12 protein-coding genes are annotated in these 12,769 nt (G+C 40.4%); 9 read left to right on the top strand and 3 right to left on the bottom strand.

What is annotated here, in order from left to right; all coding sequences use genetic code 11:
* Position 1 precedes the first annotated feature (1 nt).
* Positions 2 to 2,161 carry a fatty acid oxidation complex subunit alpha FadB gene (gene fadB, locus QMA00_RS09535; RefSeq protein WP_290156943.1) on the bottom strand — a complete coding sequence of 720 codons (2,160 nt, stop codon included), beginning with the start codon at positions 2,159 to 2,161 and terminating at the stop codon, positions 2 to 4.
* A 310-nt stretch (positions 2,162 to 2,471) separates the two neighbouring features.
* Here fadB and QMA00_RS09530 point away from each other — a divergent pair, with 310 nt between their 5' ends.
* The 9 genes from QMA00_RS09530 (at position 2,472) to QMA00_RS09490 (ending at position 10,376) form a co-directional block, all read left to right on the top strand.
* A complete protein-coding gene (locus QMA00_RS09530) occupies positions 2,472 to 4,358 on the top strand; it encodes a lytic transglycosylase domain-containing protein (protein WP_290156942.1) in 1,887 nt (628 codons plus the stop codon).
* Between the two features lie 117 nt (positions 4,359 to 4,475).
* On the top strand, positions 4,476 to 5,798 hold the full coding sequence (gene pepQ / locus QMA00_RS09525) for a Xaa-Pro dipeptidase (RefSeq protein WP_076922764.1): 1,323 nt from the start codon (positions 4,476 to 4,478) through the stop codon (positions 5,796 to 5,798).
* A gap of 97 nt (positions 5,799 to 5,895) precedes the next feature.
* Entirely contained in the window at positions 5,896 to 6,510 is a 615-nt protein-coding gene (locus tag QMA00_RS09520) for a YigZ family protein (RefSeq protein ID WP_076922765.1), read from the top strand.
* 93 nt (positions 6,511 to 6,603) lie between these two features.
* Positions 6,604 to 8,055 carry a TrkH family potassium uptake protein gene (locus QMA00_RS09515; RefSeq protein WP_076922766.1) on the top strand — a complete coding sequence of 484 codons (1,452 nt, stop codon included), beginning with the start codon at positions 6,604 to 6,606 and terminating at the stop codon, positions 8,053 to 8,055.
* 24 nt (positions 8,056 to 8,079) lie between these two features.
* A complete protein-coding gene (locus tag QMA00_RS09510; protein WP_076922767.1) occupies positions 8,080 to 8,742 on the top strand; it encodes a flagellar brake protein in 663 nt (220 codons plus the stop codon).
* Between the two features lie 513 nt (positions 8,743 to 9,255).
* The gene (locus tag QMA00_RS09505; RefSeq protein ID WP_008112941.1) at positions 9,256 to 9,468 is read left to right on the top strand and encodes an EF-hand domain-containing protein; all 213 of its coding nucleotides are present in this window, start codon (positions 9,256 to 9,258) and stop codon (positions 9,466 to 9,468) included.
* A 68-nt stretch (positions 9,469 to 9,536) separates the two neighbouring features.
* On the top strand, positions 9,537 to 9,749 hold the full coding sequence (locus QMA00_RS09500; RefSeq protein ID WP_008112939.1) for an EF-hand domain-containing protein: 213 nt from the start codon (positions 9,537 to 9,539) through the stop codon (positions 9,747 to 9,749).
* A 134-nt stretch (positions 9,750 to 9,883) separates the two neighbouring features.
* Positions 9,884 to 10,096, top strand: coding sequence for an EF-hand domain-containing protein (locus QMA00_RS09495; protein ID WP_076922768.1), 213 nt, complete (start codon positions 9,884 to 9,886; stop codon positions 10,094 to 10,096).
* A 64-nt stretch (positions 10,097 to 10,160) separates the two neighbouring features.
* A complete protein-coding gene (locus QMA00_RS09490) occupies positions 10,161 to 10,376 on the top strand; it encodes an EF-hand domain-containing protein (RefSeq protein WP_010392739.1) in 216 nt (71 codons plus the stop codon).
* A 59-nt stretch (positions 10,377 to 10,435) separates the two neighbouring features.
* On the opposite strand, the gene QMA00_RS09485 is transcribed toward QMA00_RS09490, so the two are convergent.
* Together QMA00_RS09485 and QMA00_RS09480 are read right to left on the bottom strand one after the other, a co-directional pair.
* On the bottom strand, positions 10,436 to 11,845 hold the full coding sequence (locus tag QMA00_RS09485) for a TonB-dependent receptor (protein WP_356947892.1): 1,410 nt from the start codon (positions 11,843 to 11,845) through the stop codon (positions 10,436 to 10,438).
* On the bottom strand, positions 11,842 to 12,585 hold the full coding sequence (locus QMA00_RS09480) for a TonB-dependent receptor plug domain-containing protein (protein WP_254843684.1): 744 nt from the start codon (positions 12,583 to 12,585) through the stop codon (positions 11,842 to 11,844). The genes QMA00_RS09485 and QMA00_RS09480 overlap by 4 nt, the downstream gene beginning before the upstream one ends.
* Positions 12,586 to 12,769 lie beyond the last annotated feature (184 nt).

Genomic DNA, 12,769 nt, shown 5'->3' with positions numbered 1-12,769 from the left:
ATTAACCTTCCACCTTATAGAAAACACGGCCTTCTTCAGCCCACTTGCGAGTTTGCTCTGATACTTGGTAAATCGCACCTAGGTGAGCGTATTTGTCTGCTGCTGCAACAAAGTTAGCTAAACCTGTTTGATCTAAGTAACGGAACGCGCCGCCTCTAAATGGAGGGAAACCAACACCGTATACAAGTGCCATATCAGCTTCTTGAGGAGAAGCAACAATGCCTTCTTGTAAACAAAGTAGCACTTCGTTGATCATTGGGATCATACAACGGTCAATGATTTCTTGTTTATCAAATTCTTTTGGTGCGTCTGTAATTGGTGCAAGTAGTTCAATCGCTGTTTGGTCATGCGATTTTTTAAGACGACCGCGACGGTCTGTTTCATACTTGTAAAAACCTGCTTTGTTCTTTTGACCAAAACGTTTTTCGTTAGCAAAAACAGTCACTGGATCTTTCTCTGCACGTGCCATACGTTCAGGGAAGCCGTCTGCCATTACGCCAGTACAATGGAAAGCAGTATCAATACCGACTACATCAAGTAGGTAAGCCGGACCCATAGGCCAGCCAAATACGTTTTCCATGACTTTATCTACTTTTGCAAAGTTAGCGCCTTCAACCACTAATTTGCTAAAGCCTGCAAAGTAAGGGAATAAAACACGGTTTACAAAAAAGCCTGGGCAATCGTTAACAACAATCGGCGATTTACCTAGTTTAAGTGCGTAATCAACTACGGCATTAATGGTTTTATCTGAGGTTTTTGCACCACGGATAATTTCTACTAATGGCATTTTTGGTACTGGGTTGAAAAAGTGCATACCACAGAAGTTTTCTGGTTTTTCAAGTGCTTCTGCAAGTAGGTCAATACAAATAGTCGATGTATTTGACGTGAGCACGGTGCCTTCTGGCATATTCTTTTCAAGATCAGCAAGTACGGCTTGCTTCACTTTAGGGTTTTCTACTACGGCTTCAACAATAATGTTGGCGTTTTGTAGGTCTGCATCGTTAAGCGTTGGTTTGATTTTGCTAAGCGTTGCTAGCATTTTTTCCATCGGCATATGGCCGCGCTTAACTTTTGCACCTAATAGCTTAGACGCTTCACCCATACCTAAATCAAGTGCATCCTGTTGGATGTCTTTCATGATGATTGGTGTACCTTTATAAGCAGATTGGTATGCAATACCGCCGCCCATAATACCTGCGCCTAATACAGCAGCTTGTTTAATTTCTACATCGCTGTGCTTAGCAAATTTACGTGCTTTACCTTTAATGTATTGATCCGCTAAAAAGATACCTGTTTGCGCGGCTGCTTCGTTGGTACGAGCAAGCTTTGCAAAGTTGGCATTTTCAATTGCCATTGCTTCTGCGCGTGAGCAGTTTGCTGCTGCTTTAATAGTGCGAACGGCCATAACTGGAGCAGGATAGTGGCCTTTGGTTTTACCCATCACCATACCTTCTGCCATTGCAAAGCTCATGCCTTGCTCAACACGGTTTAATTTAAGCGGTTGTAATTTTACAGCGCGTTTTGCTTGCCAATCTAGCTTGCCAGTAATCGCTAATTCTAATGTTGCTATGCTTGACTCTTGTAGTTTGTTGGCACTAACTACTGCGTCAAACGCACCTACTTTAAGGGCATCAGCTGCGCGATTTTCGTTACCTGTGGTGATCCACATCATCGCGTTATCGGCACCAATAATGCGCGGAAGGCGCACTGTACCGCCAAATCCAGGCATTATGCCTAATTTAACTTCTGGTAAACCCATTTTTGCTGAGTCACTTGCAACACGATAATCGGTAGCAAGTGCCCACTCACAGCCGCCGCCAAGCGCCAAGCCGTTTATAACACTTAGTGTTGGGAATGGTAAATCTTCAATTGCATCAAAAACGTCAGTTGCATCTTTGATCCACGTTACTAATTCTGCTTCAGGCTTAGTAAAAGTAGGTAAAAATTCGAAGATATCGGCACCAATAATAAAGTGGTCTTTATCACTGGTAAAAATCATGCCTTTAATATCAGTGTTAGCGGCTAATTCTTTTAATGCTGCCGCGCAATCTGCAAGAGTTTGTTGAGATAATGTGTTTACAGAACCTGTAGCACAAAACTTAAACTCGGCGATGTTTTCCTTCACGAAGCTAACTTCAAAGGAATCGCTTTTATATAACATTATTATTCTCCCTAGTTGATGAACTAAGACTGGTACGATGAGTTCATATTCAGACCAGTGTGCTTGCTTTAATTTAAAAATGCAACGAAAAATTTATCTTGGTTACAAACGTCTGGTTAAAATATAGCTGGTTTGGTGCTAAGGTGGGTTTGAAAGTTTTCTTTATTCATTTTATTGCGCTGTCTTGGTGTTTATAGCTTGGGTTTTATCAAAGTAAATAAAATAGAGTTACAGTGCCTGCGCTGTTTTTTTATTTACCCATAGCCACACTCTTGTCAGCCTTGAAGGTAACTATGCCCTAAAGGACATTATGAAAAAATATTTATTAAGCGTAGCGGCAGCGACTCTATTTTTATCTTTTCCCTCTGCCAACGCAAATACCGAACTTGATGCATTTTTAGATGCAGAAAAACAAGCCCGCTATGGCGATTACAATAGCTTTAAAGAAGCGGTAGACTCATTGTCTCACCCACTTAAGCCCTATGTAGAAAAAGCCTATTGGCAGCGCTACCCCAGTTTAAAACACCAAACAGAAATAGAAAACTTCCTCACTATTTATGAACACACGCCATTAGAGTGGCCAGTGCGCAAAGCATGGTTAAATTATTTAAAGCGCAGAAATAAAAAAGCAGCATTTATTAAAAACTACCGTGAAACCTCTGACACTGAGCTTAGTTGTACCCACCTTAGTTATCAACTTGATTTAGGAGCGCCTAAAAAAGCAATACTCTCGCAGGTAACTGACATTTGGACGGTAGGCGAGTCACAGCCCAGTGAATGTGACGGGCTTTTTCAGCGCTGGCGACAAAATGGTTATTTAACGCCTGATGTTGTGTGGCAGCGTGTTACTTTAGCGGCACAAGGGGGCTCTTATCGTTTATTGCCTTATTTAAAAACCTTATTGCCAGCCAAGGAGCGTTATTTAGCTGATTTATATTCCAAGGTAAGGCGCGATCCTAGTGCTGCTGCAGGCCTTTACCGCTATAAACGTAAAACAGCCAAAGAAGGGGAAATAGCGCTTTATGGTATTAAGCGTTTAATTTGGCGTGATAAAGAGCTGGCATTAAAGGCGTGGCAAAAAATTGAAGGCATGTTTGATTTTGCTGATGATGAAAAGGCGGAGGTATATTATACCTTTGCGCTGTCGTTAGCGTCGAGCGGCCATAGCCAGGCGAGCTTTTATTTAAATAAAGTCCCTAAAGCGCGCCAAGATCGCAAATTAATGCAATGGCAACTAGCCAATATGCTTAAAACGCAAGATTGGGAAGGCATTGCGGCATTTTTTACCGGAAAAGAAAACCTTAGCTTAGGGCAACAGTATTGGCTTGCTTATAGTTATGACAAACGCGCAGAGCATGAAAAAGCTAAGGCAATTTGGAGCAAGGTAGCCGCTAACCGTGATTATTACGGTTTTTTAGCCGCTGCTCGCTTAGGGTTACCGGTTGATTTAAATGAGCTACCAGTCAATGTAAATCAAGCCTTAGTGACAAAAGTCAGTAATGCACCAGGCTTTAAGCGTGCTAAGGCACTATATGAACTTGAGCGATTTACAGCGGCCCGACGTGAATGGAATTATTTAACCAACACTTCTGAAGATGATGAAAAGCTAGCAGCGTCAGTGCTTGCGGCAGAACTTGATTGGTTTGATAGTACAATATTTACCCTAGCAAAAATAAAAGCATGGGATTATGTTGATTTGCGTTTTCCATTTGCGTTTCAAGAAATGTTTGAGCGCTACAGTAATCGTAGCAAAATAGATTTAACTTGGAGTATCGCTATTGCGCGTCGAGAAAGCTCATTTGCACCTGATGCCCGTTCTCATGCAAATGCACGCGGGTTAATGCAGTTATTACCAAGCACCGCAAAATATATTAACAAAGGTGATGTATCTAGCCGTCGTTTGTATCAGCCAAAAACCAATATTCGACTTGGTACCCGCTATTTACAGTATTTAAAAAAGAAAAATCACGGTAACGAGGTGTTGGCAACAGCATCCTATAACGCCGGATATCACCGAATTAAGCGTTGGCTACCAGAGGAAGCGATGCCCGCAGAGCTATGGGTTGAGCTTATTCCATATAGAGAAACTCGAGACTACGTAAAAAACGTATTTGCGTATCGGCAGGTTTATCACACTCGCCTTGGCCGAGAAGGGAATTTACTCGCGCCACTATTAGAGATGACCATGGGCGGGTAGTAAAAATAAATCTACAACAGCAGAGGGATATTTACACGGTAACTATCCCTCTTTTTTGAGCGCTTTGTTTATAAGTGGTAGACTCAGAGCAAGTTAAATTTAACAGATGGGTTTATTATGGAAAAATTAGCCGTATTATACGCCGAACATATTGCAACATTGCAGCAGCGTACACGTACTATTTGTGAGCAAGAAGGGTTAGAAGGATTAGTCATTCATTCAGGCCAAGCTAAGCGCCAATTTTTAGATGATATGTATTACCCGTTTAAAGTTAACCCTCATTTTAAAGCGTGGCTACCGGTTATTGATAATCCACATTGCTGGATTGTGGTAAATGGTAGCGATAAGCCAAAACTTATTTTTTATCGCCCAATTGATTTTTGGCATAAAGTACCTGATGAGCCAAGAGATTTTTGGGCAGAATACTTCGATATTGAATTGTTATTACAACCTGATCAGGTTGAAAAGCTACTACCTTACGATAAAGCTAAATTTGCCTACATTGGTGAGTATCTCGAAGTAGCACAAGCACTTGGTTTTAGCATTATGAACCCTGAGCCAGTACTTAACTATATTCATTACCACCGTGCTTATAAAACGCAATATGAACTTGAGTGTTTACGTAATGCGAACTGTATTGCGGTTGATGGCCATAAAGCAGCGCGTGATGCGTTTTTTAATGGTGGTAGCGAGTTTGATATTCAGCAAGCTTACTTAATGGCAACGCGTCAAAGTGAAAACGAAATGCCATATGGCAACATTGTGGCCCTTAACGAAAACTGCGCTATTTTGCACTACACCCATTTTGAGCCAAAAGCACCACAAACGCATAATTCATTTTTAATTGATGCGGGCGCTAATTTTAATGGTTACGCTGCGGATATTACCCGTACCTACGACTTTAAAAAGCAGGGTGAGTTTGCTGACTTAGTTAACGCTATGACAGCGCATCAAATTGAGTTAGGAAAAAGCTTAAAGCCAGGTTTACTGTATGGCGATCTGCATATTGATTGCCATAACCGTATTGCTCAGCTATTAAGTGATTTTGATATTGTTAAACTACCTGCAGCTGAAATTGTTGAGCGTCAAATTACCTCAACTTTCTTCCCGCATGGCTTAGGGCATCATTTAGGTGCACAGGTTCACGATGTGGGTGGTTTTATGCGTGATGAAACAGGGGCACATCAAGCGCCACCAGAGGGTCATCCATTCTTGCGCTGTACTCGCTTAATTGAGAAAAACCAAGTGTTTACTATTGAGCCAGGTTTGTACTTTATTGACTCTTTATTGGGTGATTTAGCACAAACAGACAATAAGCAATTTATTAACTGGGAAAAGGTCGAAGCGTTTAAACCTTTTGGCGGTATTCGTATCGAGGACAATATTATTGTTCACGAAGATAGCCTAGAAAATATGACGCGTAATTTATTACTCGACTAAATCCTTATAAAGACGAGTTAGCCAATACGCGCTAAAATAAACGGATACAAAGGGGCCTTTTGGCCCCATTTTTTTAATTAAAGCCTGAGTAAGTGCTATGTCTGAATATAAATACCCAGCCGAAGCTGTATTTCATCAAGAAGAAATTAAAAAAAGTACCTTTATCGTTCATATAGGTCACACGGCCGATCTAAATGCTGCGAAAGCCTTTATTAAAAATATTGAAGAAAAATATAGTGATGCACGCCACAATTGCTGGGCACATGTTGCAGGTAACCCAGGGGGCAGCCATGTTTATGGCTTTTCTGATGACGGAGAACCCAATGGCACCGCCGGTAAACCCATGCTCAATGTGCTAGTGGGCTCAGGCTTAGGTGAAGTGACCGCTGTGGTAACACGTTACTTTGGAGGTATAAAGCTCGGTACGGGTGGGCTGGTGCGTGCTTATGGTGGTTCACTCAATAATGCCTTAGCAAAACTACAAACCGTGGTGAAAGTGCCGAGCGCTGAGCTGGTGGGCTTTAGTGAATACAGTATGCAAGGGGCGATAGAGCAACATTTAAAAACGAACTTTCAGGTACTTAATATTGAAAAGCAGTTTACTGCAAATATTGAGTGGACTATTACCATTGATAGTCGCCAAGCGCAGCAAGCCATCAAAGATATTTTTGATTTAAGCCACGGCGCAGTTGAGTTAACAATCAAAGAGTAATAGTCTTACATTCATCCCATTTAATGATTAAACATTAAATTTCGAGTCATACAGTAGTTATTTTAATTTACTAATAAAAAAGCGATACGCTCAATGCAATTTCGTACCATCATAAAAATTCTTGGCCAATTGGTTGCGCTATTCAGTATTACTATGGTGCCACCAGCGCTAGTGTCTTTAATTTATAAAGATGGTGGAGGGGTGCCGTTTGTTTTAGCCTTTATATTCAGTGTTGTTATTGGCTTAATGGCTTATTACCCAAATAGGCATGAGCATGGCGATTTAAAAGCCCGCGAAGGCTTTTTAATCGTGGTTTTGTTTTGGCTAGTACTAGGCGCGTTTGCCTCCTTACCGCTGGTATTTTTACAAGAACCCAACCTCTCTTTGGCCGATGCCGTGTTTGAAGCCTTTTCTGGCTTAACCACCACAGGAGCTACCGTACTGACCGGTATAGAGTATCTGCCTAAATCGGTCTTGTTTTATCGCCAACAATTACAGTGGTTTGGTGGTATGGGGATCATTGTATTAGCGGTAGCAATCCTGCCAATGCTTGGCGTAGGTGGTATGCAGTTGTATCGGGCTGAGATTCCAGGCCCCGTTAAAGATTCCAAAATGACCCCGCGTATAGCCGACACCGCTAAACACCTTTGGTATATTTATGTGTCTATTACCCTTGCATGTACTTTGGCGTATTGGAGCGCTGGCATGAATTGGTTTGATGCAATTTGCCATGCTTTTTCTACGGTGGCTATTGGTGGTTTTTCTACTTATGACGCTTCAATGGGGCATTTTGATAGCCCAGTAATTAACTTTATTTGTGTGTTCTTTTTAATTATCGCAGCCATTAACTTTTCTCTGCATTATGCTGCTGTAGCGAGTCGTAATATTAGTGTCTACATTCGTGACCCTGAATTCAAAGTGTTTCTATGTATTCAGCTCGCGCTGGTGGTGATTTGTTTCACGGTACTTTCATCTCACGATGTTTATGCCAATGGCGATGAAACCCTCGATCAGGCATTGTTTCAAGCTGTATCTATAAGCAGCACCGCAGGATTTGCCACAGATAACTTTTCTGCTTGGCCTTTGTTTTTACCTATTTTATTAATATTCTCTAGTTTTATTGGTGGCTGTGCGGGTTCTACCGGTGGCGGTATGAAAGTAGTGCGCGTGTTTTTACTTTATCTACAAGGGGTGCGAGAGCTAAACCGCTTAGTGCATCCTCGAGCTATATACTCTATAAAGTTAGGACGAAAGGCGCTACCAGATAAAGTAGTTGAAGCGGTATGGGGTTTTTTCTCGGCTTATGCACTAGTCTTTATTATTATTATGTTAGCGTTAATGGGCACAGGGTTAGACAACATTACCGCATTCTCTGCGACAGCAGCCTGCCTTAATAACTTGGGCCCAGGTTTGGGTGACGTAGCCTCTCATTATGGTGCGATTAGTGATGCCGCTAAATGGATACTAACAGTCGCTATGGTATTTGGTCGTTTAGAGATATTTACCTTACTTGTGCTATTTACCCCAACATTTTGGCGTGGATAACGTTATAAATATCAGGAAGGAAATATGCGAAAAACCAATTTGGAAAAGTTAAACCAAATCGTCACGGGTGGCATAGTTGATTTAGAAATACTGACACCAACCAGTAGCCGACGTGTAAAAACGGAGTTTATTGGTTTATTAGAAAACAAATTTATTATTTTAAACTATCCCAGCGCTAAGCGACTTCCTATGGCAAGTGATTACCTGCGTGATGGTGTTATGGTGGTGGTAAGAGCGCTTATAGAGGGCAGTGGCGGGCATGTGATTGCGTTTCGTCAGCAGCTTATGTCTGTAGCATCTCACCCGGCTAAGTTATTGTTTATCGACTATCCTTCACAAGTACAGCTATCTGAACTGCGCTCGCAAGCGCGTATACCGACGCTGTTTCCAGCCAAGTTAAAATTATCGGATGATCGCCCTTCCTTTGAAGGTGTTATAAAAGATATTTCGTTAACGGGTGTTATGTTTGATATTAAAACAACCCAAGAAATCGACGACATTAAAGATATGCGTTGCATCGTAGTGTTTGATGAAGATACAAAGCACGAAGGGCAAATATGCAGTGTGAAAAAACATGCTAAGGGCATATATTGCGGAATTCGATTATTTGCCAGTGAAGAGCAAATGAAAGCCCTGATGGGGGATCACTTCATTGACCCTAATGCACTTGAAGTTGAAATTGTATAAGACCTGTTATCTTTCGACGCTGACCATTTTACAATTCTAAAATATCAACAAGCTCTAACATTTTCGCTCTTTTGCAACAAATAGCCATGTGTTGTTGTTATTTTTAAAAGCCATTTCAAATTTATTTTATAAATTCATTAAAAACAATTAGTTAAATATATTTTTTATTCTAATTTTTTTGTTTATAACAAAATTAAACTCAACCCACCTTCCTTTTTGTTTATTTAATCCTCTTTTTTAGCGGTTGCTCACCGACTGTGTGGGGTTTTCCTTAAACTCAACTCTTTGATTTTTATTGTTTTAATTTTATTGCCTTATCTACTGTTGCTAAAAAGCAACAAAATAACGAGTAAAATAACGCTACTTAAAGATGTTTTAATTTTAACTCATTGAAAATAAATTGCTTTTTATTGTTGGCATCGAAGTTGTAATAGTCAGGTTGTATTGAACGAAACGTGATTTAAAGTAAAACACTTAATCGCATAAAACATAAACTTTGAAGGAAGATTGATTATGAAAAGCATTAATAAAACTTTAGCACTTATCGCATTAGCTTCTTCATCAGCTGCTTTTGCAGCAAGCGACTTTGATACGCTAGACGTTGACGGCAACGGCGCGATCAGTCAAAGCGAAGCATCAGTTGATGCAAAACTAATGAGCATGTTTTCAGAGCTTGATACAGACCAAAACGGTGAGCTATCAAAAGAAGAGTTCTCTAAAGCATAATCCTAAGCTATTAAACTTTGGGAGCTAAATCTCCCACATTATTTAAACGATTTTAAGGAATACTCATTATGAAAACATTACACAAAACATTCGCACTTATCGCTCTTGCTTCTTCATCAGCTGCCTTTGCAGCGAGCGACTTTGACACACTAGATACCGACGGTAACGGCGCTATTAGCCAAAGCGAAGCATCGGTTGATGCAAAATTAATGAGCATGTTCTCAGAGCTTGATACAGACCAAAACGGTGAGCTATCAAAAGCAGAATTTTCTAAAGCATAAGCTAAAGCTGGGTATATTCTGAGTTGCCAAAGACAACCTAAGTAGGCAAGGGAGCCTATGAAAAAGAATAACAAGGACGGTTATAGCCTGACATTTCCAATAGCACAAAGCATTACATTTTGAAGGATTAAATTATGAAAACATTACACAAAACATTCGCACTTATCGCGCTAGCTTCTTCATCAGCAGCCTTTGCCGCTAGCGACTTTGACACAATTGATACCGACGGTAATGGGGTTATTAGTCAAAGCGAAGCTGCTGTAAATGCTGATTTAACGGCCGCATTTACTGAGCTTGATACTGACGGTAATGGTGAGCTTTCTAAAGCTGAGTTTGCAAACTTTTAATTTTTAACTTTTTTCATTGCACAGGGATCTCAGAAAAGGATTTCCCTCTTATAGGAGACTTATTATGAAAGCATTAAACACAACACTTGCGATTTTAGTATTAGCGTCATCATCAGCGGCATACGCAGCAGTAGACTTTGCCTCTTTTGATAGCAATGGCGACGGTGTAATTAGTCAGCAGGAAGCTGCGTCTAATAAACAACTCATGAATATTTTTGATGACTTAGATACTGACGGAAATGGTGAACTTTCTAAAGAAGAGTTTGCAAGAGTACAATAAGTATTACCCCATCATACTCCACTAAAGCCGCTTAATAGTCAGCGGCTTTTTTGTGCTTGTTAGAGACTATATTTAAGTTGGAGAGAGAAGCTTCTTGGCTTGCCATAACGATATTGGTTATAGAACCCAATTTGACTGTAATAATGCTTATCAAATAAGTTATCGATATTTAGGCTTACAGATAATTGCTCATTCATTTGATAATTCGCCATTAGGCTTGCAATACCATAGCTAGGCTGGTTTACCTCAACAGCGCCATAAACAGGGTTTTTAACTTCGTCATAGCTGTTGCTTTGCCAGCGATAGCCTCCACCCAATTTTAGATTGTCTAATGCACCTGAGAGTTGATAGCTAGTAAAAAGTTTAAATTGATCGTTTGGGTTGGTGGTATTTAATACCGCATTATCCGGTTTTTCGCCTTTACTATGGGTATAGCCAAAATAAGCGTTCCAGTTATAGGTTAATTTTCCGTTGATTTCTAGCTCGTAGCCTTGAGTTAATGTGCCGTTAATGGGCTTGTAGATGGCCTGAAGTGTTTCTGCAATGGTATCGCCCGTGTACTCGCCCACATTATCTTGATAAATTTTAAATCCAGAAAGGGATATGTCTAAACGTTCATCAAGTACAGAAGCTTTTATGCCAAGTTCATAATTCTTACCTTCAATAGGGCTTAAATAATTGCCATTTTTATCAACTCGACTTTGTGGTGTAAAAATATCAGTGTAATTAGCATACAAAGCCCAACTCTGTGTTAGTTCATAAGTTGCTCCAAAATAATTAGTTAGTTCATCACTTATTTTATAATCATGGATGCGACCAAAATTATCTTGATTGGTTTGCCATTGATTTAACCGGCTTCCAACAATTAAAGACAAGGCATCGGTTATATTTAGTTGTGCAGCAACATAAAGTGCATCTTGTTTAGTTGTGCCATAAGAGCCGTAAGCCGCTTCTGACTGCCAATTTGGTTTTGCAATGCTATAACTAGAGTCAGTGAAATCGCCGATAATATAGTCACTTTGTTGACTAGCATAATAAGGGGTCGAAAACTGTTGCTCTTGGGTATTATAACCAAATAGCAGTTGGTGACTTTGGCCCAGCCAATTAAACCGACCATTGAGTTCGACCTCATAGGTATCCTGCGTTCTGTTTGCATCAATATAGTTTATAGAACCTGGCATCATTCCTGTGTTGTTTATAGGATCGGGCTCTCCTTTTACCCAAAACACATCATAGTCTAGGTCGTTATCACCATAGACATAATTAGCGGTTAGCTGCCAGTTAGCGTTAAAGTAATGCTCTAGGCGAATAAACGCATTAAGTGCATCGGTTCGAGAAGAGGCCCAATTTTGAGCCGTTGAAGCACCTCTATCATAAGCAGTGCGGGAACCATCACTATAAAAAATAGGCAAACCACCTGACATTGTTCCTTTAGGGGTTGTCGATTGATTATCAACAGCAAGAGTCAATAAAGTACTGTTAGAAAGATCTGCCTCAATAATGCCATACAATGTTTGACGGTTTGCGAGAAGCGATCTTGATATGAGTGTCTATCTTGATAAGCAACAACAGCCCGTCCTCTTATACTTTCACTATTATTTATGCTTCCCGACACATCCACCATCGCACGGTAGTTGTCCCATGAGCCTAATGAAGCAGTAAGATTTATTTGAGTGTTTGCAGTTGGACGTTTACGTATCAAATTAATTGCAGCCGAAGGGTTACCTGCGCCTAGCATTAGCCCCGTTGCTCCTCTAACTATTTCGATACGATCATAAATTGCGGTATCGGTTAGGTTATCTCCATAATTAAAGCGGGTGTCATATGTGGTCGCTATGCCATCATAAAGTATGCTGGTGACACTAATACCTCGGGCTGAAATAGAAAACTTGCCATTATCTGCTTCTCGCGCATTTATGCCTGTCACACTGGTTATAGCTTCAATTGCGGTGTTTAGTTGTTGGTCTGCCATAAATTCGCTTGTTATCGCTATCGTTGATTGCGGTGTTTGCAAATGTGATAGCTCAAGGCCTGTTGCAGAGCTCATAGAATTAACTTTATAGCCGTTCGCTTGCTCTCCAATAACGGTTAACCTTTCGATATCTTCGCTAGTGTGGGCGATCGTTTGAGTTGAAACTGCTGAAAGTAAAAGACCAACCAGAGTGTAATGAGTTACGGGAGAATTTTTCTTTGAGAGTAGGTGTATCATTTGAAATCCATTTTTATTTAAAAACGTGAAATTAACTTTTCACATCGGTAGATGTCGCTGCTTGATAATCGAGCAAGAAGAGACTAATGGATTTTTCTTTATTAGTAAATGCTTTTGATAATGATTTTCATTTAGGTTTAAGTGTTCTCCTTTTTACTTACAAGCACGTTGTGAATAAAAAGGA

The sequence above is a fragment of the Pseudoalteromonas sp. APC 3694 genome, from assembly GCF_030407565.1.
GTDB lineage: Bacteria > Pseudomonadota > Gammaproteobacteria > Enterobacterales > Alteromonadaceae > Pseudoalteromonas > Pseudoalteromonas tetraodonis.
Note: the sequence above shows the minus strand (reverse complement) of the source record. Positions and strands in the feature narration are given on the sequence as shown.